The 23,308-nt window shown below is 43.2% G+C and carries 19 protein-coding genes and 3 pseudogenes; 6 read left to right on the top strand and 16 right to left on the bottom strand.

The features are described from left to right. Positions 1-19: 19 nt before the first annotated feature. From LW728_RS05060 to pipX, 5 genes are all read right to left on the bottom strand, one after another. Positions 20-1,540, bottom strand: coding sequence for an ArnT family glycosyltransferase (locus LW728_RS05060; protein ID WP_287765519.1), 1,521 nt, complete (start codon positions 1,538-1,540; stop codon positions 20-22). Positions 1,541-1,618: 78 nt separating this feature from the next. Then, positions 1,619-2,431 carry a pyrroline-5-carboxylate reductase gene (proC, locus tag LW728_RS05055; RefSeq protein ID WP_123230106.1) on the bottom strand — a complete coding sequence of 271 codons (813 nt, stop codon included), beginning with the start codon at positions 2,429-2,431 and terminating at the stop codon, positions 1,619-1,621. A gap of 125 nt (positions 2,432-2,556) precedes the next feature. Next, positions 2,557-3,129, bottom strand: coding sequence for a cell division protein SepF (locus tag LW728_RS05050; RefSeq protein ID WP_287765517.1), 573 nt, complete (start codon positions 3,127-3,129; stop codon positions 2,557-2,559). 348 nt (positions 3,130-3,477) lie between these two features. Further along, the gene (locus LW728_RS05045; protein WP_287765514.1) at positions 3,478-4,137 is read right to left on the bottom strand and encodes a YggS family pyridoxal phosphate-dependent enzyme; all 660 of its coding nucleotides are present in this window, start codon (positions 4,135-4,137) and stop codon (positions 3,478-3,480) included. A gap of 3 nt (positions 4,138-4,140) precedes the next feature. Then, positions 4,141-4,413 (bottom strand): transcriptional coactivator PipX, encoded by a 273-nt coding sequence (pipX, locus tag LW728_RS05040; RefSeq protein ID WP_002800387.1) that lies wholly within the window; start codon positions 4,411-4,413, stop codon positions 4,141-4,143. Positions 4,414-4,920: 507 nt separating this feature from the next. Here pipX and LW728_RS05035 point away from each other — a divergent pair. Beyond that, positions 4,921-6,462 carry an NAD(P)H-quinone oxidoreductase subunit N gene (locus LW728_RS05035; protein WP_002800386.1) on the top strand — a complete coding sequence of 514 codons (1,542 nt, stop codon included), beginning with the start codon at positions 4,921-4,923 and terminating at the stop codon, positions 6,460-6,462. Between the two features lie 104 nt (positions 6,463-6,566). On the opposite strand, the pseudogene LW728_RS23120 reads toward LW728_RS05035, so the two are convergent. From LW728_RS23120 to ychF, 3 genes and pseudogenes are all read right to left on the bottom strand, one after another. After that, positions 6,567-6,773 (bottom strand): annotated as a pseudogene (locus LW728_RS23120) (hypothetical protein); the annotation flags it as partial. A gap of 754 nt (positions 6,774-7,527) precedes the next feature. After that, a complete protein-coding gene (locus LW728_RS05030) occupies positions 7,528-9,561 on the bottom strand; it encodes an N-6 DNA methylase (RefSeq protein ID WP_287765511.1) in 2,034 nt (677 codons plus the stop codon). A 404-nt stretch (positions 9,562-9,965) separates the two neighbouring features. Continuing rightward, the gene (ychF, locus tag LW728_RS05025) at positions 9,966-11,057 is read right to left on the bottom strand and encodes a redox-regulated ATPase YchF (RefSeq protein ID WP_043997648.1); all 1,092 of its coding nucleotides are present in this window, start codon (positions 11,055-11,057) and stop codon (positions 9,966-9,968) included. Positions 11,058-11,597: 540 nt separating this feature from the next. Between ychF and LW728_RS05020 the strand changes: the two genes are divergently transcribed. The 5 genes from LW728_RS05020 to murI all read left to right on the top strand — a co-directional run bounded on the left by LW728_RS05020 (position 11,598) and on the right by murI (position 19,802). Next, a complete protein-coding gene (locus LW728_RS05020) occupies positions 11,598-13,631 on the top strand; it encodes an elongation factor G (RefSeq protein WP_287765510.1) in 2,034 nt (677 codons plus the stop codon). A gap of 162 nt (positions 13,632-13,793) precedes the next feature. Beyond that, entirely contained in the window at positions 13,794-15,020 is a 1,227-nt protein-coding gene (locus tag LW728_RS05015; protein ID WP_002800380.1) for a dicarboxylate/amino acid:cation symporter, read from the top strand. A 265-nt stretch (positions 15,021-15,285) separates the two neighbouring features. Beyond that, positions 15,286-16,674 (top strand): cation:proton antiporter, encoded by a 1,389-nt coding sequence (locus tag LW728_RS05010; protein ID WP_287765507.1) that lies wholly within the window; start codon positions 15,286-15,288, stop codon positions 16,672-16,674. 319 nt (positions 16,675-16,993) lie between these two features. Beyond that, complete coding sequence (locus LW728_RS05005; RefSeq protein ID WP_287665910.1) at positions 16,994-18,892, top strand: N-acetylmuramoyl-L-alanine amidase; 1,899 nt, start codon at positions 16,994-16,996, stop codon at positions 18,890-18,892. A 97-nt stretch (positions 18,893-18,989) separates the two neighbouring features. Further along, the gene (murI, locus tag LW728_RS05000; protein WP_002800377.1) at positions 18,990-19,802 is read left to right on the top strand and encodes a glutamate racemase; all 813 of its coding nucleotides are present in this window, start codon (positions 18,990-18,992) and stop codon (positions 19,800-19,802) included. A gap of 335 nt (positions 19,803-20,137) precedes the next feature. Here the strand turns inward: murI and LW728_RS04995 are convergent, their stop codons facing one another. The 8 genes and pseudogenes from LW728_RS04995 to LW728_RS04960 all read right to left on the bottom strand — a co-directional run bounded on the left by LW728_RS04995 (position 20,138) and on the right by LW728_RS04960 (position 23,166). Beyond that, a complete protein-coding gene (locus LW728_RS04995; protein WP_002800376.1) occupies positions 20,138-20,497 on the bottom strand; it encodes a HepT-like ribonuclease domain-containing protein in 360 nt (119 codons plus the stop codon). Next, positions 20,494-20,787 (bottom strand): nucleotidyltransferase family protein, encoded by a 294-nt coding sequence (locus tag LW728_RS04990; protein ID WP_002800375.1) that lies wholly within the window; start codon positions 20,785-20,787, stop codon positions 20,494-20,496. The genes LW728_RS04995 and LW728_RS04990 overlap by 4 nt, the downstream gene beginning before the upstream one ends. A gap of 225 nt (positions 20,788-21,012) precedes the next feature. After that, positions 21,013-21,192: pseudogene (locus LW728_RS04985) on the bottom strand (hypothetical protein). A 12-nt stretch (positions 21,193-21,204) separates the two neighbouring features. Next, positions 21,205-21,549, bottom strand: coding sequence for a hypothetical protein (locus LW728_RS04980; RefSeq protein WP_287765503.1), 345 nt, complete (start codon positions 21,547-21,549; stop codon positions 21,205-21,207). Positions 21,550-21,744: 195 nt separating this feature from the next. Next, positions 21,745-21,924, bottom strand: a pseudogene (locus tag LW728_RS04975) (type II toxin-antitoxin system VapC family toxin); the annotation flags it as partial. A gap of 161 nt (positions 21,925-22,085) precedes the next feature. Beyond that, positions 22,086-22,361: a type II toxin-antitoxin system VapC family toxin gene (locus LW728_RS04970; RefSeq protein ID WP_409772692.1), complete on the bottom strand. Its 276-nt coding sequence runs from the start codon at positions 22,359-22,361 to the stop codon at positions 22,086-22,088. Next, positions 22,348-22,620 carry a hypothetical protein gene (locus LW728_RS04965; protein WP_002774769.1) on the bottom strand — a complete coding sequence of 91 codons (273 nt, stop codon included), beginning with the start codon at positions 22,618-22,620 and terminating at the stop codon, positions 22,348-22,350. The genes LW728_RS04970 and LW728_RS04965 overlap by 14 nt, the downstream gene beginning before the upstream one ends. Positions 22,621-22,854: 234 nt before the next feature. Beyond that, positions 22,855-23,166, bottom strand: a complete 312-nt coding sequence (locus LW728_RS04960; RefSeq protein ID WP_016514503.1) for a hypothetical protein — start codon at positions 23,164-23,166, stop codon at positions 22,855-22,857. Positions 23,167-23,308: the final 142 nt, after the last annotated feature.

Here is a 23,308-nt window from a genome sequence, read left to right as displayed (position 1 = left end):
TAGTCCCCGTCCACAATTTCTAATTAGCCTTACTTTGATATTCTTGCCAAGTTTTCGGACTGATAAAGAGAGTTCCTTTTTCTTGCTGGTCGGGAAACTGGATATAATTTTTCTCTAAATAATCCCTGAGTTTTGGTGATTGCATAAAATCCTTTTCAAATCGATAAAGAAAAACCAAATCTGGCTGTCTTTTTTCGATAACTTCTAGGATAAAATCCCCATCAAGATTCTGATTGATAAATCTCTTTCTGGTGATGACGGCAGTTTCTGGGGGTGTTTTCAAGAAATACTGATATATGTAGTGAGGATTATCGGTTAACAGAAGTTTCTCGGAGTTTTTAAATTTTTCAAACACAGCTTCTGCTAAAAGAGGTTTATACCTTTTGTTAAATTGAACGTAGGCATTAATTGAGGGATCACGATTGGTGATTATTCTTAAGGTATTAAAGAGAAATTGACCAGAAAGGGGAAGAAAAATCAGCATTTTGAGAACTAATTTCCTGGTTATTTTTCGATTTTGCCTAAATTCCCCGAGGCTATCAGTAATTTTTAACTGTTCGACAAATAAGGCAATTATCCAAACGGCAGGAATAATTAAATGGATATAATAATAAGGCCAAATTGGGGCGACTGTGGCAAATCTAAATAGATTAGAACCCAACCAGATCAAGGGCGGTAAAAGTGGTATTATATTGCGAGTAAAAACCATCGCTATAATAGCGATCACTGTGACGATTAGATAAATTGGTTCGTGTTGTAGGGCGCTTTGTAAGAGAGTCCATAAGGTGAGATTTTCTTCACCGAAACTAGCGGCAACAATAACATGAGATTTAATAATATTTTCGTAGGAAAAAGGAAAAATAGTCAGGGAACCTAAGACAAAGACTAAAACGACAGCGACTGACCAAATAACAATATCAATGATTCTTTTAATAAAACTATTCTGTTGATTGAGAAAAATAATTAAAGCTACAGTTGGGATAATAGTAATGCCCGAAAGTTTAATTTGCAGGGAAAAAACCAAAGCAATGGCACTGAGTAAATACAGTCCATACTTAAGCTTACCCGTGAATTTAACGGCTTTAAAGATGATAAAAATACTTAAAATTGTAAAAAAAAGTGAGGGTAACTCCCGCAACATTGTCGTTGACAGGGTAATATAAACTAGACAGGTTGAGAGAATAAATACCGATAAACAAGAAGCCAATATTCCGCAATTAACTCTCAGAATTAGATAAAAAATCCCTAACATAATTGTGGATAAAGAAAGCACCATAAGGCGGGCGGCATGGATAGTAAATCCTGTCACGCTTAACCAACCATTTAGTAAAAGAGATAAACCCGATAAATGATCGTGCCAAACTTGTTCGTAGAGACGATAACCTTGTTTAGTGACGTAGGCAAGTACCATGGCCACCGCTTCATCAAAATTAAGGATATAGGGATAATGAAGCGGGACTTTCCAGAAAACAATCCCCAGAAAAAAAGCTGCAATGGCAATTAATGCCATTAAATCAAAACGATAAGATTTCTTATTCATAACTTTTTCTGGACAAGAATTGCTGCGTATCTTATCACAGATTGAGACATCAGTTATGGGTTAAAAAAGATACAAAGATTACTTTTCAGAACTACGCCCTAAATCTTTAGATCTATGATAGGCCGCCACCACTGCCTCGATAATAGTCGATCGAAAAGAGCCTTTTTCTAATTGTCTCACCCCGGCAATCGTCGTTCCCCCAGGGCTAGTGACGCGATCCTTTAATTCCCCCGGATGTATGGCCGATTCTTTTAATAGGGTTGCCGTCCCCAAAACTGTTTCTATAGCTAATTGAGATGCGATCGCTCGCGGTAATCCAGCCGCCACACCACCATCGCTTAAAGCTTCCACCATCAAGGCCACAAATGCCGGACCCGATCCCGATAATCCCGTTACCGCGTCCATCAAAGCTTCGGGAACTTCCACCACCGAACCGACCGCGGCAAAAATATCTCTGGCTACGGCCAGATGTTCCGGTTCCGCATGACGACCAGATGCGATCGCTGTAACCCCTTGTCCCACCGTGGCCGGGGTATTGGGCATCGTCCGGATGACGGGGCGATCGGGAAAGCCCATTTCTAAGCGATTGAGGGTAACTCCCGCTAAAATCGAGATAATTAGGGGTTTTTCGGGTATTCCTAGCAAACTATTCACTACTTGCTCTAAAATTTGCGGTTTTACCGCTAAGATTAACACCTCAGTTGCCCTAGCAGCTTCCCGGTTATCCTCACTGACTTGCACTCCATAGGTATTAACCCAAAAGTTGCGCCGTTGGGACTGGGGTTCACTGACTAACACCGTTTCTGGACTATAAACATTTTTTTTTAATAAACGGCTGAGAATGGCCTCGGCCATCACTCCACCGCCAATAATTCCTAAACGAATAGACACAGTATTTTTTAAAGTAAAAAGTAAAAAAGAGAGATTTAGCTATCCTACCAAGAAAAAACGCATCCTCTCGATAAATCGATCGATTTCTAGCTTCGACAAACCTGACGAGAGGACTATGGAAGGATTCATTGAGCTAATCGACTGCTTTCGGCTGCCCAAGCAGGTGTGGAGGAAACGGGACGAGCTATTTTCGGGTTATCGGTGATATCGTGAATAGTTCCGGAAAGGGTGCTAACTTTAACGCAGCTGGGGGTAAATAGGAAAATACTCTCACCGATGCGTTCTTGATGACCATCAATTGCATAAGTGCCACCGGCGACAAAATCCACGGCTCTTTGTGCCTCTTCGGGATCCATGACGTTGAGGTTTAAAACCACCGATTTGCGTTCTCTCAGGGTTTGGATAACTTGGGGCATTTCCTCGAAGGAATGGGGCTCGATCACGACCACTTCTGCATTATTGTTGTTAATACCTGGCATACCGATCACGTTGCTTCTGTTGAGTCCCATAGATGTGGCTGTACTGAGATTTAAAGGTTCGCGTTGACGACGATTGAGGGGATCTTCTTCTTCGTTTTGACCCCTATCTTGGGGGGAAGACTTTTCCCAGTTCATTTCTTCGTAGTCGGTTTCGTCTTCGTCTTCCGGTTGTTCGGAGATACCGACAAAATCTTTGAGTTTGGTAAAAATGTTGTTCACAGTCTAAGTGTCCTTCAAAAGATTTTTTTGGGTGGTCTTGGCCAGAGTCGGGGTTGTTTTAGTTACCCTTAAAAATTTTGGCTCTCACTTGGTACAGGAGAACTATTTTGTTAAGGGGGCATCCATCTAGTTGATGGAACTAAATTTTTCCTTCTAGTCGTCTGGGGGCAGCGGTTAGTTCCCTCTTTTCAGTTATCAGTTATCAGGGGATAGTTTTTAGGGATTGGGAAAAAGTCAATTCCTCATTGCTAACCAGCAACTTCTAGACTAGACGCTGTAATTTTAAGATATATTATCACCGATTATTAAAATTTCTAGAGGTTTTTTCTGTAAATTTACGGCGATGGTTTAATAAATGCGATCGCCGAAGATGCCAGTTCCCACCCGGATCAAAGTGGCTCCGGCCTTGATGGCCAGAGGATAATCGTTAGACATCCCCATGGATAGATGAGGCAGGCATAAACTAGAGCTATTCTCGATTATTTGGGCTAAATCGCTGGTTTTTTCAAAGGCGGCTAACTTTTCCCCGGCGGATAATCCCTGGGGCAGAATTGTCATCAAACCCTGAATTTTTAGCTGTTGACAGTTGACTAAATCGGTAATATCTGCCAGTAATTCGGCCTTGTCCCAACCGAACTTATCGGGATCGGGGACAACTTTCACCTGTAGCAAAACTTGGGGATTAATCTCTAATTCCGCCGCTAGACGATCGAGTCTTTGGGCTAATTTTAAACTATCGAGGGAATGAATTAAATCAAAAGATTCTAGGACTTTGCGGGCTTTATTTGCCTGTAGATGCCCGATAAAGTGCCAAGAAATATCTGGCAGGTCTTTTAGTTCTTGCTGCTTCGAGATTGCTTCCTGTAGCTTACTTTCAGCAAAATCTCTCACTCCTGCCCGGTAAGCTTGACGGATATAATCGCTCGATACCTGTTTACTGACGGCAATCAGGCGCGTGGAGGGGGGTAGGGTAAGACGGATTGACTCGATACGACTAGCGATCGTCATGAACTAGACTGAAAAGGTTTGTTGATAAGTTTGGTTGAGACTGTTAAATTCTTGCACATTACTGCGCCGTCGCAAATTCCGCAGCCGGTTTTCCACCAAAAGACGAGCATCGGAACGACTAATCGGATCGAACGAGACTTTTTTGGGTCCCACCGTCACCAGAAAAAAAAGACGTTGGGCATAAAGAGTGGTAAATAATTCCTGATGTTCTTCTAATAGACAGACTCTGTATAATAGACCGAAAGTGGGATGATTGAGATAGGTTTCGTTACTCATTCAAGCGATCGCTAAAGGAAAAGGATTGAGCGAACTAGAAAGTTTTTCAACAACAAAATCAAGCGGATGGCTCACAAACAACTGATTTTCCGGGGGTTTCCCTAGCCTGATTTTACCAGAATCCTTCAATGACAACTAACGATGCCAGTCTATGTCATGATTTCCTGAGTTTTCACTTTTTCCCTGTTAACTTGGATACATCTCGGTGACAACTTGTCACCATCAGAAATTAGCTCTGCTGCAAAAATCAAAGATTTTCCCTTAGCTGAGTAGACTCCGAGACAGAAGGATAAAAAAGACAAGAGACAACTACAATACCCATAAAAGCTAAGATTATCTCAAATTTATCTGGTTTTTTAGATATTTTGACCCGATAGCGGCGATCAGTGAACTGAAAACTCACACCTGATCACTGATCACTGATAACTGATCACTGAATCGCTGATGAAATGCCCTAAGCTTGTATTAAGCCTTTTTTAACTTCAAATTCCTTTAACCTCAATCAATATGGATTTTTCTAGTCTTGTTGCCAGTCAGCTAAACGCCGGCGCTATCTGGCCCGAAGGAATCCTGATTATCACCCTGATGGTGATTTTAATCGGCGATTTGATCTTGGGACGGAGTGCCAGAAGTTGGCTGCCCTACGCGGCGATCGCTGGTCTGCTCGCTGCTGTGGTTGCTCTTTATTTTGCCTGGGACAATCCGAAACCATTGGCCTTTTTAGGGGCTTTTGAGGGGGATAATCTCAGTATCGTCTTTAGGGCGATTATTGCCCTTTCTACCGCCTCCACAGTGCTGATGTCTATCCGTTATGTGGAACAAGCGGGAACCTCCCTAGCGGAATTTTTAGCCATTATGCTCACCGCAACCCTCGGGGGAATGTTCCTATCCGGCGCTAGTGAATTGGTGATGATCTTCATCTCCCTAGAAATGCTCAGTATTTCCTCCTATCTAATGACCGGTTACATGAAGCGGGATCCTCGATCGAACGAGGCCGCTTTAAAATACCTGTTAATTGGAGCTTCTAGCTCGGCGATTTTCCTCTATGGTGTTTCCCTTCTCTACGGTTTATCCGGAGGTGAAACCAGTTTAAGTGCCATTGCCCAAAAATTAACCGATGTTAACGGTGGTCAGTCCCTGGCCTTAGCGATCGCATTAGTTTTTGTGATTGCCGGTATCGCCTTCAAAATTTCGGCGGTTCCCTTTCACCAGTGGACTCCTGATGTGTACGAAGGTTCACCCACTCCCGTGGTGGCTTTCCTCTCGGTGGGTTCCAAAGCGGCCGGTTTTGCCCTAGCAATTCGCCTATTAGTGACGGTTTTCGGTCTAGTCAGCGAACAATGGCGGTTTATCTTTATCGCTCTAGCAATTTTGAGCATGATCCTCGGCAACGTGGTCGCCTTAGCCCAAACTAGCATGAAACGGATGTTAGCCTATTCCTCGATCGGTCAGGCGGGTTTTGTCATGATTGGTTTAACCGCCGGTACTGACGCGGGTTACTCTAGCATGATTTTCTATCTGTTAATTTACCTGTTCATGAACCTAGGGGCTTTTGCCTGTGTGATTCTCTTTGCTCTCAGAACTGGAACCGATCAGATCGCTGAGTATTCGGGACTCTACCAGAAAGATCCGCTCCTAACCCTCTGTTTAAGCATCTGTCTCCTCTCTTTGGGGGGAATTCCGCCTCTAGCGGGCTTCTTTGGTAAGATTTATCTATTCTGGGCCGGTTGGCAAGCGGGACTTTATGCCCTCGTCCTCGTTGGTTTAGTCACCAGTGTGGCCTCGATTTACTACTATATCCGTGTGGTCAAAATGATGGTAGTTAAGGAACCCCAAGAGATGTCCGATGCGGTGAAAAATTACCCCGTTATCAATTGGACTCTTACCGGGATGCGTCCCCTACAGGTGGGTATTGTCCTCTCCCTAGTGGCGACTTCCCTGGCCGGTATCCTCTCCAATCCTCTCTTTACCCTAGCGACGGATTCCGTCACCACTACCCCCATCCTACAATCGGCAGCCCTGGTGACGCACATTTCCCAGGCAAATTGAAAATCCCTGTTGATTTATCGGCGTTGTCAGATCAGAATAACAACGCCTATTGTAGGGCTAATTCCGGAATTAGCCCTACACCTAATCCGTTTTTAATAGTGTGATTAACTCTCAATTTGTTCTAAAATAGAGGCTAAAATATCTGGAGTTAATCCGTTAGCTTCTGCTTCATCACTAGCTTGATCCATAATTGGTGATAATCTTGCCGCTGCTTTTTGACGATATTTTTCTAATTCTAATTGAATAGTTCCAGTTAATTTGTTTTCTATGTTTGCTCGGTCATTGGGTTTAATTTTAGCGTAATAAGTAGCTGGTTATAATTAAATTAAAAATGGATTTTAGGTTCGATACCCCCTCCCCCCCTTGATAAGGTAGGGTTGATTCATGAATCAACCCTACCCTTGATAAGGGGGGTGTTGATCCCCCCTGCCCCCCTTGATAAGGGGGGTGTTGATCCCCCCTGCCCCCCTTGATAAGGGGGGTGTTGATCCCCCCTGCCCCCCTTGATAAGGGGGGTGTCTGATAATTTTTAACGCCTACCTACTTAATTGATTGTTCTTTTTACTTTTAACAGACCTCTATTGTAGCACAAAATCACCATACTCATTGAATTTGACCCTATTGATTGAAAAGTTGCCATTGGATCAAAAAAATCAATGAATAGGGCTTGCTGAAAAAGTACGGGCGAAGCATTCGGATAGAAAATCTACGGTTTCACCGATAGGTTATTGCCCGAATGCTTCGCCCCTACAGGACGCGGGCCGATGAAGACGCAAGGTTTTGAAGCACGATTGTATCAAAAGTTACAATTTAATAAATCTTTACATTTTTCTCCTCGACTAGGGACTGATACTAAATCCGTTGAGTATAGGCTACATATCAGGACAGGCAAAAGTGGTAATAGATAATCAGTCTTTAATAACCGGATTTAGTATTAAGTAAGTGGTTATAATTAAATTGATTGTCTTTGATCCCCCCTTAATCCCCCCTTGATAAGGGGGGTGTCTGATGATTTTTAACTCCTACCTACTTAAGACTTGTTCTAAGCTTAACCTGCTTTTTGCCTTACTCAAATTGGCTAAGTAAAAGACTCATTTCGTTAACAACATTCTCACTTGCCTTTAACGCTTCTTTTCTAATTGCTTGAATTTCAGCCATACTTTTTGCTATTCTCTGCTGTTCAGATTGGGGTGGAATAGGCACTAAAACTTTAGACAAATCATCTACTAAAATAGTAGGAATGGCATGACCTGTCATGTACCTTTTAATCTGACGCAAAAAAAAGTCTGTTCGCATATATACTAATAAAAACAAAGGCTCGACTCCCTGAATATTTCTTAATACCGAAAATCCATTTGAGCAAATTGCTCCGTCTTCATCTTCCGTGATTAGGGCTGTTGCTTGGCGTGGTGTTCCTGTACTTGCTCCTGAAATTGCTGTAATAATATCGCCTTTGTACAATCTATAAGTTGCGCGAGATGGGGCCTCGTGTGCCTTAATTATTTGTTGGGAAACAACTTGCATTGTACGATAATCAACATCGGAAATAGCTATATATCTAATTTCACTGTCCCTAGCTAAACGAAAATCAGCCGCCTCTCTCAAAATATCGGCAATTTCACCTAAAGGTTTCGCCCCAATAGATTTTAGATGTTCTAATAATTTTTGGTCATTGGGTAAATAATGTTCGGCATCCAGTCTCGAATTGAGCAGGGTGTTTTTAACTGTATAAATACAATCGCTGTTTTGTGCAAATTCGCCATTGATAAATGACCTAAAAGAGTGAGAAATATCATCTATATCATCGTCAACTATTGGCAAACCTGATTTTTTTCGGGCTATAACTCCCGACTCGTTGCGCTTATATATTGTTTGTCCTTTAACGTCATAGCCTATTTTTTTGATTTGTGCCATAAAACAAGAATCATTGTTTGCTGGTAATTTTTGAACCACCAAAAGTGATGTCTTGATTCCAGTGCCGTAGGGTACAAAGGCTTCCGGCGGTATGGAAACAACACCTAATATTTTTGTTTGGGAGCGCAACCAATGCCGAATCGGTCCATTAGAGATATTTTGTAATAAACCATCGGGCAGAATAATCGCCATGCGCCCACCTGCGCGCAATAATTTTATAGATTTCTCAATAAATAAAATATCGGGCGACTGACCCGCTAAAACGGTTGGGGAAACTTCCCAACTATTGGACGCTGATTTATGCCATTTTCGGGCAAGAATATATGATTTAAGAATTTTCTGGTCTTCTACTTTGCCTTTATTTCCGAAAGGAGGATTGGTCAAGATAACATCAAAGGAATTATTTAATTTTTCATCTTCGATAAGCGCATTAGTGCAGATAATTTCTGAACCTGTGCCACCTTCAAAAACTAAACGAATCATTCCCGAAAGGGCGACATCAGGATTAAATTCAATTCCTGTAATACTTTCTTGCACAAAACTTGCTATATTGAACTCTGGGTTATTTTGTCGAACATGGTTGATTGCTTGAATTAAAAAACCACCACTTCCGCAAGCAGGATCTATAATTTTTTCGTTTGGTTTTGGGTCTATCATTTCAACCGCAAGACGGACAATTGGGTGAGGGGTAAAAAATTCTCCCCTATCTCCACGCTGGTGTCTATTTACAAAAGTCTGGAAGGCTTCCCCTTTTATATCGCCAGATGTTTTAGTTAAATTAATGTACTGTAACCTGCCTACAATATAAGCAAGAGTCAAAGGTTTTAACTTGAATGTGTCATCGGTGAAAAATCCCCGATAATGATTCTTGATGGAGGTAAATAATTGACTGAGACGCGACATAAATTCATCGGACTTATTTGCTCCGATGGCTTTATATTCATTTGCTGTAACGCCAAAGTTTACAGATTGCTTGGCAGATTTTTCGTCATGAAGTTTGATGATGATTAGTTTAACCATCTCGTGAAAAATCTTGTCTTTGAGCATTCCTTCGTTGGCGTAAATATAATTATGGCACTCTTCAAAAACTGCTGAAAGATTGTTAGAAGGTCGTAATTCCTGAATTTGGGGGAGTTTTTCAGGTAACAGGCTATCTTCGGAAAATAACAATCCTTGCTCTTTCATTTACTGCGCTTGATTTGACCGTTTACCCTTGCGGGTTGTTGAATAGATAGAATATTTTTAGCCTTGACTGCATTCCTAGCAAACCAGTCTTTTAGTGGACAGAGATCATCGCCATCTTGATTAAACAAGAACTTGCCACTATACCTGATTATAGAATATAAATTAGAGGATGTCAAGAGATAAAAAATTCAGTTTAATGTTAACCAAAATGAGTAAAAAAAGCTGAGAGATTGTTTAGGGCAGAAATTCGGAGCATCTTTCAAATTGACAAGGCCAATTGTAGGGTTAATTCATGAATTAGCGCCAATTGTAGGGCTAATTCATGAATTAGCCCTACAGCTATTGACAACGCCTATTGTTTAGCTTTTTGATCAGGTGGCGGCGTTCACCTGATTTATTTTTAGCTATACATTAAAACGGAATAGTAAAACATCACCCTCTTGAACAATGTATTCCTTGCCTTCACTTCTGACTAAACCTTTTTCTTTAGCGGCGCTCATCGTGCGACTATTAACTAAATCCTGATAAGACACAGTTTCTGCACGAATAAAACCCCGTTCAAAATCCGAGTGAATAACTCCGGCTGCTTGAGGTGCTTTCATACCGGCAATAATCGTCCATGCGCGGGTTTCTTGGGGACCAGTGGTGAGATAGGTACGCAGTCCTAATAACTCGTAGGTAGCTTTAATTAAAGATTTTAATCCCCCTTCTTCTACTCCTAAAGAACCAAGAAAATCTTTTCTTTCTTCCTCCGACAATTCCACTAATTCCGATTCTACTTGAGCAGAAACGATCACAACTTTTGCCTGTTCCTGTTGGGCAATTTGACGGACACTTTCTACCCAATCATTACCCGTGGCCAGATCATCTTCGCTAACATTAGCGGCATAAATAATCGGTTTACGACTCAATAAACCGAGATTTTTAATTAATTCTTCTTCCTCTTTGCTTAAATCCACTTTTCGCGCCGAAATACCGTCATTAAGACAAATTAGGATTTTTTCAAGTATAGCCAATTCTTCGGCGGCTTCCTTGCTATTTTTCGCCTGTTTGCGTAAACGTTCCACCCGCTTCTCCACCTGTCCCAAATCCGCTAGAGCTAACTCTAGATTAATCACCTCGATATCCCGGGCCGGATCCACGGACCCAGAAACATGAATAATATCATCATTATCAAAACAGCGCACCACATGAACGATCGCGTCCACTTCCCGGATATTAGCCAAAAATTGATTACCCAATCCTTCCCCGCGACTAGCACCCTTGACTAATCCGGCGATATCGACAAATTCAATCCGCGTCGGCACGATTTTCTCAGAATTAGAGATTTTAGCCAAAACCTCCAGACGTTCATCGGGGACGGATACCACACCCACATTCGGTTCAATGGTACAAAAGGGGAAATTAGCGGCCTCCGCCTTAGCATTAGCCACCAGAGCGTTAAATAGGGTGGATTTTCCCACATTTGGCAGTCCCACGATTCCAGCTTTCAACATAAAAATTGCTTGATAAACATCATCCCGACCTCTCACTATATCAGGCAACCTCTCGTTTTTGTAAATCCAGTTGAGGAGAAAGACTCTCGATAGTCAACAGCTTAGTTAACATTTGCTGAAAAAATTTTTCCTGGAGGTAGGAGACTCCGATTCAGGAGACTCCGATTCAGGAGACAGGAGATTATTTTTATTTATTCTCCCCATTTCCCCATTTCCCCACACCCCACACCCCACACCCACGAAAAACTTATTTAGCAAACCCTAGTTAACATTTATTCAAGTTCCTTAACTAAAAGTAGGCGAGATTTTACAAGAGATTGCGAGAATGGGATGTAATGCTTGAGACTGAGTTAGGGTGAAGAGTAGGAAAGAATACACCTGTAGCACTGGGCAAAATTATGGCAAGACAGGCCTTTCGCTTCTAACTACGTCCTGAGAGTAATTTTCAGTGCTATGACAGTATATTTCCCAAGGGCGATCGAGTGTAAATATCGTCCAATCGCCGCAACTAATCACTAAATCATTGTTGGGGGTATCTGTATGAATCAAAGTATCGGAGCAAACACCCGTAATGTGGCCCTTGTCGGCCCCTACTCCAGTGGAAAAACCTCCTTACTGGAAAGTTTACTTTTCGTAACAGGAGCCATCACCAGAAAAGGTAAAATTAGCGATCGCAATACCGTTGGTGATAGTTCCACCCAAGCGCGGGATCGACAGATGAGTGTAGAAGTTTCCGTTGCCCATAGTCAATACCAAAACCTAAATTTTACCTTTCTCGATTGCCCCGGTTCGATCGAATTTGCCAGTGAAACCTATAATGCCCTGGTCGGGGCCGGTGCTGCTATTATCGTTTGTGAACCGGTGGTCGATCGAGTTCTCACCCTGGCTCCCTTGCTAAAATTCCTCGATGATTGGGAAATTCCGCATCTAATCTTCATCAACAAGATGGATCGCTGTAATAGTCACTTTAACGAAGTCCTACAAGCTCTCAAATCCGTTTCTAGTCGTCCCCTTGTTCCCCAGCAATATCCTATCCGTCAGAACAACGAAACTATCGGATTTATCGATTTAATCAACGAACAGGCTTATCATTACCATCCTAACAGTCCCGCCGATCCTGTACCTTTACCCGACCACCTCAAGGAAGAAGAACAGAGCGCTCGACAAGAAATGCTAGAAACGATCGCCGAATTTGACGATCATCTTTTAGAAGAACTCCTCGAAGATATTAACCCCTCCCTGGAAGAAATTCTCCAAGACTTAAAACAAGAACTGGGAGCCGATCAGATAGTACCCGTGTTCTTCGGTATGGCGGAACGGGACTATGGTGTGCGTCATCTCCTCACCGCTTTAGTAGAAGAAGCGCCGGCCCCGACAATTACCGCCAATCGTCGCGGTCTCGATCCCAGTGCCGATGGGGACGCAGTGGTACAAATCCTCAAAACCTATTTTACTCCCCAGGGCGGTCGCCTCTCCCTAGGGCGAATCTGGCAGGGAACCCTTAACGATGGCATGGCCTTAAACGGTGTGCGGATTGGTGGTATCTATCGTCTCATGGGACAACAACAACAACCCTTACAGCAGGCCCAAGCGGGGGAAATTGTCGCTCTCGGTCGTTTGGAGGGAATCGCCACCGGAGACGTGGTGAGCAGCGGCAGTCAAAAACCCGACCTTCCCAAAGGATTACAGCTTAAACCCGTCTTTGCTCTCGCTATTGCCGCCGTCAATCGCAAGGATGAAGTTAAATTAAGTTCAGCTTTGACAAAACTGATCGAAGAAGATCCCTCCCTCTACTGGGAACAACACGGCGACACTAAAGAAGTGATTCTCTGGGGACAGGGAGAAATTCATCTACAAGTGGCCCTCGATCGCCTAGCACGCAAGTATAATCTACCGATGACCACCCATTTACCCCAAGTTCCCTACAAGGAAACGATCAAAACCAGCACCAAATCCCACGGACGTTATAAACACCAAACCGGCGGCCACGGTGCTTTTGGTGATGTGTATCTCGATATTAAACCCCTGGCCCGGGGGGAAGGTTTCCACTTCCATGAAAGCATTGTCGGTGGTGTCGTCCCCAAACAGTATATCCCCGGGGTGGAAACGGGAGTGCGGGAATATCTCGGTCATGGTCCTTTGGGTTTCCCCGTGGTGGATATTGATGTCACCCTCACCGATGGTTCCTATCACAGTGTCGATAGTTCCGAACAAGCTTTTAAACAAGCGGCCCGTCTAGCGATGACGGAGGGACTGCCTAAATGTCATCCGGTCTTATTAGAACCCATTCTATCGGTGACGGTTCTCGCTCCCTCAGAATACACCGCCAAGGTTTTACAGTTAATCAGTGGTAAACGCGGTCAAATTCAGGGTTTTGAAGCTTCTGAGGAGTGGAAAGGTTGGGATCAGATAACAACCTATCTCCCCCAAGCGGAAATGCAGGATTTTATCGTTGAATTGCGTTCTTTGACTATGGGTGTCGGTTTCTTCCAGTGGGATGAGGATCACCTGCAAGAAGTGCCAGATAAACTGCGCGATGCGGTTTTAGCCATGCAGGGTAATGGTAACAAGTAAAGTCTTCTTGGCTGTCACTAAAGTATAGGGATAAATTACCGAGAGATGGGCTTTTATTGGCTCATCTCTCCCTTTTCTGGCAAAAAATGACAGAAGGGTTCGATAAGATTAGCCTAGTGCTACACTGCCCCAAATTAGTCTCGGAATTCTCAACTTAACGCCATGAATTTATCTAACCTGATCTTAGTCGCCCTCGGTGCGGGAATTGTTTTCGGTGCGCTGCTGAATGGTTTTTTTCCCGCGCTAATCCTACCTTTAGATGACTATATTCTCGCGCCGGTGGGAGAGGTTTTTCTGCGCTTAATTCAATTTGTGGTGGTTCCGATCGTTTTTTCTTCCCTTATTTTAGGATTAACCCGGGTACAGAATGCTGCGCGGATCGGTAGATATTTACTCAGATTGATGACTGGCTATCTGCTAACCAGTACACTTGCTCTGTTAATCGGCATGGCCACGGCGTTGCTATTAAAACCGGGGATAGGTTTAGAGGGATTTGCCACTAATGCCGCCATGACCACCAATACACCAGTATCCTTGAGAGATTGGCTGATTAGCTTAATTCCGGTTAATCCCCTAGAAGCTCTTACCGGGGGCAATCTTTTACAGGTAATCGTGACGGGAGTTTTATTTAGTATCGGCATCGGACTGGCCAAAGAGGGGGCAAAACCTTTTATTCTCTTGATAGACAGTCTTTATCTAATCAGCGAGAGAATCCTATCGGTGATTCTCTATCTAGCGCCTGTGGGGGTATTTGCTCTGATTGCTTCGGTTATCGCCACCCAGGGATTAGAATTAGTGGCGAGACTTTTTTTCTATGTTTTTGGTCTGTTTTTGGCCAGCGCCTTGATGATTGGGGTGTATGTTTTGCTCCTTTTTGCCCTCAAAGGAGAACCTCGACGCTTTTTTAGCTCTTTATCGGAGTCTTTATCCTTATCTTTCGGTACTGCTAGTTCTAACGCCGCTTTACCTGTGGTTTTGCGGGAAATTCAAGAATACGGTTTACCTGAAGATATCGCCAGTTTCGCTATTCCCTTGGGAACGGTACTAAAACGCGATGGTTCGGCAATTTTACAGGGATTTAATGCTCTTTTTATCGCTCAGGTTTACGGAGTTCCTTTAAGTCCCTCTTTGTTATTAGCGATCGCATTGAGTGGTTTATTGGTTTCTTTTAGTACCCCGGGGGTCCCCGGCAGCGCATTAATTACCATGACTACCGTATTATCGGCGGCGGGTTTACCCTTAGAGGGAGTGGCTTTAGTAGCGGGGGTCGATCGCTTGACCGATGGCTTTAAAACCGTGTTAAATGTGATCGGTAATACAGTTAATGCTATCCTGCTCAATTACTGGGAATTAGGAGAAAAGGAAAAATCCCTAGAATCAAAAAACTAGCCTCACCGGGCCTCTTGCAAGAGTGCCTTTCTTCACTAGGAAATTTATGGGGATTCTGGTTCAATCTGATGTCATGGGTTCCTACAACATTTTGCGAAAAGCATTCCCAAATGCGTTTAACCGCTATGGGATAGAGATGTGCGTAGTTCACCCAAGGAGAATCAATCTCTTGAAGTAAAAGTGAAGGGAATTTCTGAAATGGAATTCAGTCTGCATATATTTGACTATACTTTTACTAACTATTGGGAGTAATTTTGAGCGAGCGATGATACTACAGCCTTTCCTTTCTTCCGCTTGGAGTTTTAACATTCCCCTGTTAGCCTCGGCAGCTACGGCCGAGACTGCCGATAGTGCCTTAGTTTTAGCCTGCGTGCTGCTGAGTTTGACCGTTATTTATTTCGCCTGTAAACTGGGGGGGGAAATATGCGTCCGATTCAACTTGCCTCCCGTGTTAGGAGAATTAGTCGGTGGGGTGATTATCGGGGTTTCTGCCCTAAAATTACTGGTTTTTCCAGAAGGAGGGGCGGGATTCGAGGATTCTCTCCTAATTCATTTCCTAGAATCCACTTCACCCCTCACCCCGCAGCAATCTCCCGCCGTTTTTAGTGCTGCTAGTGAGGTGATTTCCGTCCTCTCGGAATTGGGGGTAATTATCCTGCTGTTCGAGATCGGTTTAGAATCAGACTTACAGGAATTAATTCGCGTCGGTCCACAGGCAGCTGCTGTCGCAGTGGTGGGGGTTGCGGTTCCCTTTTTGGTGGGTACTTTGGGTTTAATCTATATTTTCCATCTGGCCACCATTCCCGCTATTTTTGCCGGGGCAGCTTTAACCGCTACCAGTATCGGCATTACCGCCAAGGTTTTAGCAGAAATAGGGAAGTTATCGGCGAAAGAAGGTCAAATTATCATCGGGGCAGCGGTTCTCGATGATATTCTCGGTATTATCGTTCTCGCCGTCGTTGCTTCTTTGGTGAAGACCGGAGAAGTGCAGATTAGCAAAGTAATTTATCTAGTTATTAGTTCTAGCGCTTTTGTGGTCGGGGCGATCCTGATCGGTCGTTTTTTAAGCCCCTTTTATGTTCAATTAGTTAATAGCATGAAAACTAGGGGACAATTGCTCTTAGTTTCCCTGATTTTCGCTTTTATTCTTGCCTATATTGCCCAAGTTATCCAATTAGAAGCGATTCTCGGTTCCTTTGCTGCGGGCCTAGTCCTGGCGGAAACGGAAAAGCGATCGGAATTGGCAGAACAAGTGTTCCCGATCGCCGATTTATTTGTACCGATATTTTTCGTCTGTGTGGGGGCAAAAACCGATTTAAGTGTCCTTAATCCCGCTATTCCCACCAATCGAGAAGGATTAGTCTTGGCCGCTTTCCTAATTGTCGTCGCTATTTTGGGTAAAGTGGTGACGGGGTTAGCCGTTTTCAGCAAGGAAAAACTCAATCGCTTGGCGATCGGAGTTGGCATGATTCCCCGGGGTGAAGTGGGTTTAGTCTTTGCCGGAGTCGGGGCCGCTAGTGGCGCTTTATCCCCCGCTACCGATGCAGCCATTATTATGATGGTGATCTTGACCACCTTTGTCGCTCCGCCTCTGTTAAGGTTAGTATTTAAAGAACCTACCGCCAGCCCTCAATCAGTGAGCAGTGAGCAGTGAGTTAGGAGCCGGTCGTCGGTCGTCAGTGTTCAGGAGTCAGCCTTTATTTATTCTCCCAACTCTGGCGCTCCCTTCTCCTCATCCCCCCCACTTCCCAATTCATAATTTATAATTCATAATTTATAATTCCCGCTCCCCAACACCCAATCCCTGATCACTGATCAGAAACATAGCAGACCATGCCAACGTCCCATAAGCTTGTTTTTATTAATAGTCATTCTCAGAGCATTAACGGAGCTATGGATGGCCAAAAATCGACAAAATCGTCCATTTTTACCGAAAAAAGGTAATTGATAACTGAGCAACGGGAGCATCGATCGTGAGATTTCATTGGTTATTCCTAAGCGCATTAACTTGGTTGCTGGTGGCGGTCCCTGCTTGGGCCGGCAAGCTCGTCTTTTGGCGATTCGACACCAATGAGAATCGTCTGGTGTTCACCACCGACAATCGAGTGCAACCGCGAGCGCAAATGATTACTAACCCCACTAGGATCGTGATCGATCTGCCCGGGATCAAGTTAGGGCAACCCAATATTAACCGGCCCATTGGCAATATCGTCAGAAGTGTCCGTATTGGTCAATTTGATGCGGAAACTACCCGTTTAGTGATTGAATTGGCCCCCGGCTACACCTTTGATCCTCAACAGGTAAAAATTCGCGGAATTTCGCCCACCCAATGGACAGTGGAATTGCCAGAACCCCAACCGATTCGGGAGGAAACGCAACCACCCGTCACCCCTGACCCCACACCTCCCCCCGATCGCGGTTCCACCCGTCCCACTCCCCCACCTCCAGTTAGCCAGACCGACAACAACGATGATTTTCAGATCACTCGCAATGGTCTTTTTGTCCGTTTAGAGCAAAATGGTGATGATCGATCGATCCGCAGTCAACGCAGCCGCGACGGCAAAAAAATCGAATTTGAATTACCCGGGGCCACTTTACCCGGTAGTCTCACCGGTCAAACTATCCCTGTCAATCGCTATGGGGTCGGTGATATTCAATTCAGTCAGACTGCCAATCAACGGGCTAAGATTTCCCTAAGCGTTAATAAAGATAGCCCCGATTGGCAAGCTCTCTATAGTCGTTTTGGTGGCTTGGTTTTACTGCCTAGGGGCGGTCTGAGTTCCGTGGATAATATCTCCTCACCTCCCCCGACTCAGGCCACTAATCCCACTCCCCGTCCCAATAATCCCCCCGCGAAAACTGCCAATAATCCCCCTTCTAGCAGTCGTTTGGCCACGATCTCCTCGATCGATCTGGCAGGTAATAACGATCGCCTCTTAATTCGCGCGGATTTACCCCTAAAAGCTAACGGCATTGTTAACCGGGATGGTGTCTATGAACTACGCATCGAAAATGCTAAGTTAGCCGAGTCTTTTCGCGGTCCGCGCTTTGGTCGCAATAGTCCCATCTATCAATTGCGGGTACGTCAGGAAAGTGTCAATAAGGTGCTGATTTTGGTACAGACGGCCGCGGGTTTTCAACTGGGACAATTAACTCAAACGGGCAATCAAACCCTAGCCCTAGAATTGCTGTCCTCCCGCAATTCTAGCCCCGTTTCCCAGGTTCCTGACTCCACCACTATACCTGTCCCTTTACCCCCAGATACGGGGCAATTTAACCCACCTCCGCGCCCCTCTGACCCCACTCCTAATCCCCCCCGACAACGCAATAGCCGCTTTCTGGTGGTGATCGATCCGGGCCACGGTGGTAAGGATCCGGGGGCGATCGGAATTGGTGGCCTTCAGGAAAAAAACGTAATTCTGCCCATTTCCCTAGAAGTTACCCGCATCCTGCAACAACAGGGCATCGATGTGCGTCTAACTAGGGATAGCGATTTTTTTGTCACCCTGCAAGGGCGCACGGATCTAGCTAACCGGATCGATGCCGATCTATTTGTCAGTATCCACGCTAACTCTATGGGGAAAGCACGACCGGATGTCAATGGCATAGAGGTGTATTACTTCGGCGATCGCCGTTTATCGGATACCATCCATCGCAATATTGTCCGCAGTGTCGATATGCGCGATCGGGGGGTGCGTCGGGCCCGTTTCTATGTGCTGAGAACCTCGAAAATGCCCTCTACCCTCGTGGAAGTGGGTTACGTTACTGGCGCTGAGGATGCTGCTAAATTAGCCAATGCCAACTTTCAACGACAAATGGCGGCGGCGATCGCTGGGGGGATTATTGAATATATTCAACGAAATCTCCGTTAATGATTAAATGATTGGAGCATTAGTTTACCAATCAAAAAATCCGTGTTTTAATATCATCAAATAAAGCTACTTTAGATCAGCGTTTTCCTCGATATCTATGAGAGAATCACAACTTAGTCCGATTGGTGTGTTTGATAGTGGTGTGGGTGGACTGACCGTTTTAAGGGAGTTGTATAAACAACTGCCCCAAGAATCAATTCTCTATTTCGCTGATACCGCTAGACTTCCTTACGGAACCCGTTCTAAAGGGGAAATTATCGAATTTGTCCGGGAAATTCTCACTTGGATGGGTGAGCGCCGGGTGAAAATGGTGATTATGGCCTGTAATACCAGTTCCGCCTTGGCTTTAGAAGAAGTACGGGCCGAATTTAAAGATTTACCGATTTTGGGGGTAATTTTGCCCGGGGCAAAAACTGCCGTTAAACAAGGAAAGCGCATTGGTGTGATTTCTACCCCGGCTACGGCTAAAAGTAATGCCTATAAACAGGCAATTCAAGAAATCGATCCTACTGCCCAAGTTTGGCAAATTCCCTGTCCTGAGTTTGTACCTTTGATCGAGGCTAACCGCATTTTTGACCCCTACACCACGCAAGTGGCTAGGGAATATCTTCAGCCTTTACTCGCAGAAAATATTGATACTCTGGTCTATGGTTGTACCCATTATCGCCATCTTTCCCCGGTTTTACGTCGTCTTTTACCTAGTTCCGTGCGCTTGGTAGATCCCGCCGCTTCCGTTGTCCGAGCGGCGGAAAAAGAGCTAGAATTATTAGGTATAAAAAATCCCGAAATACCCCTACCTACTAACTTCGCAGTTAGCGGTGATCCTGATACTTTTGCCCGTTTATCTCGTCAATGGCTAGGTTTTTCTCCTACGGTAGAAAAGGTTTATTTACCCGTCCCTGTTTTATAACCGTTAGCCTTTTTCAGTGAGCAGTAATCAGTTAGAAAAGGCAGAAGGCAAAAGGAAACCAGATCCTTGCCCCCATCTCCTGACGACCGACTCCTATCTCCCCACTGATAACTGATCACTGATTAGGAGTTGATTTTAGCTTTTTTGCGATCGATAGTAAGAGGTAGATCACCAGTAGATACACCATTGGTAACACTAAGGTCATGGTAGGCATTGTTTGATTAGGGAGGAGAGAAGATAGTTAAAATTAGGTAGGCTTAATCTTTCCCCATTGATCATTGAATGACTAGCGACGAGAAAACCGGCCAAATCTGCAAACAGATCGAGCTTATCCGTCAGTCACTCTGCCAAGGGACTAGGATCGAGTTGGACAGGTAATCGTCTTCAACTCCATTCTTCGCACCAGAAACCGACGAGAAAAAATTCCTCATCTTAAGTAGGTCAATTCCCCCTAAATAATCATGTACTAAAATATTCCTAAAACCAGAAATATTACGCCAGTCAACATCAGGAATATTTGCCTTTAATTCCTCCGAAAGCCGTTGAGTTGATTCTGCCAAAGTTTGTAAGCGTCTAATGATAGCATCGCTGATCATTGAATTAGCAAAAAACTCCTGTTTTCCTCCTTGGGAATACTCCTTAATTTTATCAATACAGTCTAAAATGTATTCAAGATAAACTTGATCTTCATTCATAACTTAATTGCCTCCTTTAAGATTCGCTGTTTAATTAGATGATGAAGGCTTTTTTCAGTTACTATATCCACTTTACACCCTAAGAGAGCCTCTAAATCAACTAATAATCCACCTGGAAACCAAGGGGATGTTTTAGCTAAATCATAATCAATTAAAAAATCAATATCACTATTTTCGGTTTCCTCACCTCTAGCAACGGAACCAAATACACGCACATTAAAAGCACCATGTTTGGTAGCAATTTTTAGGATATCCTCTCGTTTGTCTTGTATGAGTTGTTTTAGGGTCATAAAATAAGTAGGTAGGCGTTAAAAATTATCAGACACCCCCCTTATCAAGGGGGGATTAAGGGGGGATCGGCACCCCCCTTATCAAGGGGGGCAGGGGGGATCGAACCTAAAATCTATTTTTAATTTAATTATAACCAGCTACTTAACATCCATCCCGAAGGTTTTTAATGAACAATTAACAGACTAGACTAGAAAAAACTAAATACTGATAACTCACCCCCCCACTTATTGCCCTAATTGCTGCAAAAATTGCATCACCTTTTCATCAGTTGCCATATTATTCTGTTGGTAGAATAATATAGCTGCTTGTTATAGATCAATTTTTGCTTTTTCGGTTTGTTTTAATTTTGCATATAAAAGACCACGACTACGGACTTTATGAACGGTGGCTAAATAAGTAATCATTGATTTCTCATTTCAGGTTCGCATTAGATTATATTCTTCGCGGATTGATGAAGTTAGAGATTCCAATAAGATTAATTTTTCCTCAATTGACAGGTTTTTTCCTTGTTTAATTAATGTTTGTAAAGGCATTTTTTTAAAATCAAATTCAGGCACAAGTAGAGCCAATTCTTGTGTTTGTTGATTTTGTAAATCAGTAATTAATTCTTGTAAAAATAAAGAATCATTACTTAAGTCCGAAATTTCATCTTCATAGTTTTCGAGAGCTTCTATTTGTTGAATACGGTCACTATAATTTTTGAGAAGGGATTCGAGAGCTTCGATAATAAATTGGATGTCTTTAAATGATAGAGTTTTCATAGTTTACCTCAACTTACTTTTTTAAATCCTATAGTAATCATAGCAATTATCGTCCGTTGGGTTGACCCAAGGAAACCCAACAAAAAGATTCAGACAGATTTAGGTGTTGGGTGTTGGGTTGCGCTTTCCCTGAGAATTGAGAGGTTTTCTTTAACATATTTATTCGCTCAAACCAATCTACGGACTACTGATTAACTAGAAATTTGGGAAAAGATTAATAAAGGGTTTTTTATTTTTCCAGCGATAGGTATTAAAATCTCGATTATCAATTGATAAGATACGTCCATTTCCTAACTCTTCTGCTAAGATAAATAGAGAGGCATCGGCTAAGTCCATTGGCAGACTTTGATATTGTTTCATAAGGTCTTGAATTCTTTCTAAGTAGGTAGGCGTTAAAAATTATCAGACACCCCCCTTATCAAGGGGGGCAGGGCGGATCCGCACCCCCCTTATCAAGGGGGGATTAAGGGGGGATCGGCACCCCCCTTATCAAGGGGGGCAGGGGGGATCGAACCTAAAATCCATTTTTAATTTAATTATAACCAGCTACTTAGATGAGTATTTTCAAGGTGAAATAATAGAAATTTTTGGGGATGTCTCTCAAATACGTTCATTAATTTTATTTGTTTTTCAACTCCTGTATAGAGATTTGGAGAACGTTGTAAAAGAAGATTACAACTTTCTGTTAAAACACACCAAGTTGTAATTAGTGGTTGAGAAGAATACTGTGCTAAGGTTTGCTGTGCTATTAGATGATATTGATCTTTATTGTTAAATAAAGCCACCCAGAATCCGGTATCAACGATGATCATATTTAGCTTTTAATCCTTCTTTGAGAACAGATTTATAATTAGTAGAAAGGTCGGATTCTGCACTAATACAACCGATTAATCCAGATTCTTTTAAAATGTCTAGGGTACTTTGAGCTTCAGGGTTTATTTTTGCTGCAATCTCTGGCTTTTTTGCCAAGGAATAGCGTTTTTTTAATAACTCAATAAAATCAATCAGTAAGTTTTGTGCTTCTTCAGGTAATTGGTTAATATCTTCTTGAATTTGTTCTAAGTTAATCATTAATTTTCCTCCGTTAAGATTTTTAAATGGGCTGCTAATTTTTAAGCCACATAACGAATAATTTTGACTTCTGCTCCTTTATTAACAGGAATAGAATTACCGTCGATTGGGTTGAACCAAGGAAACCCAACAAAAAAATTCAGACGGATTTAGGTGTTGGGTGTTGGGTTGCGCTTTTCCTGAGAATTGAGAGGTTTTCTTTAACATATTTATTCCCTCAACCCAACCTAAAAACTACGGGCGCTCACTACTTAATTTAATCACTTGTTGCTCAGGAAATTTAAGGGTAAGTTCCCATTCTCCCCCTAATTCCCTCATCATACGGGTTAAATTTTCTAGGGTAAGATGTTGTTTTAAATCATCCGATTTTGCTGAGAAACAGGGCTGTTCACTTTCGCTTTCCGTGATTTCTTCTGAAGCAAGTCCTAGGCGTTGAAGAAGTTCATCAATGATTTGCATTTCTTGTAAAAGCTCTTGGGTTTTAGCTTCAATTTTTGCCCTTCTTTCAGAGGGCAGTTTATCCATTTCTTCATCAAAGGTAATCATAGATTTTGCTCCGTTAAGGTTTTTAAATAGGCTTCAAATCTTTTTTCGGCGATGGGAATGTTTTTTTCATACCATCTTTTATCGCCAGTTTTATTTCCTCCTACTAGCTAAAGTCGATTGGATTGACGTAAGGAAACCCAAC

Source organism: Microcystis sp. 49638_E5 (assembly GCF_021300285.1).
Taxonomy (GTDB): Bacteria; Cyanobacteriota; Cyanobacteriia; order Cyanobacteriales; family Microcystaceae; genus Microcystis; species Microcystis aeruginosa_C.
Note: the sequence above shows the minus strand (reverse complement) of the source record. Positions and strands in the feature narration are given on the sequence as shown.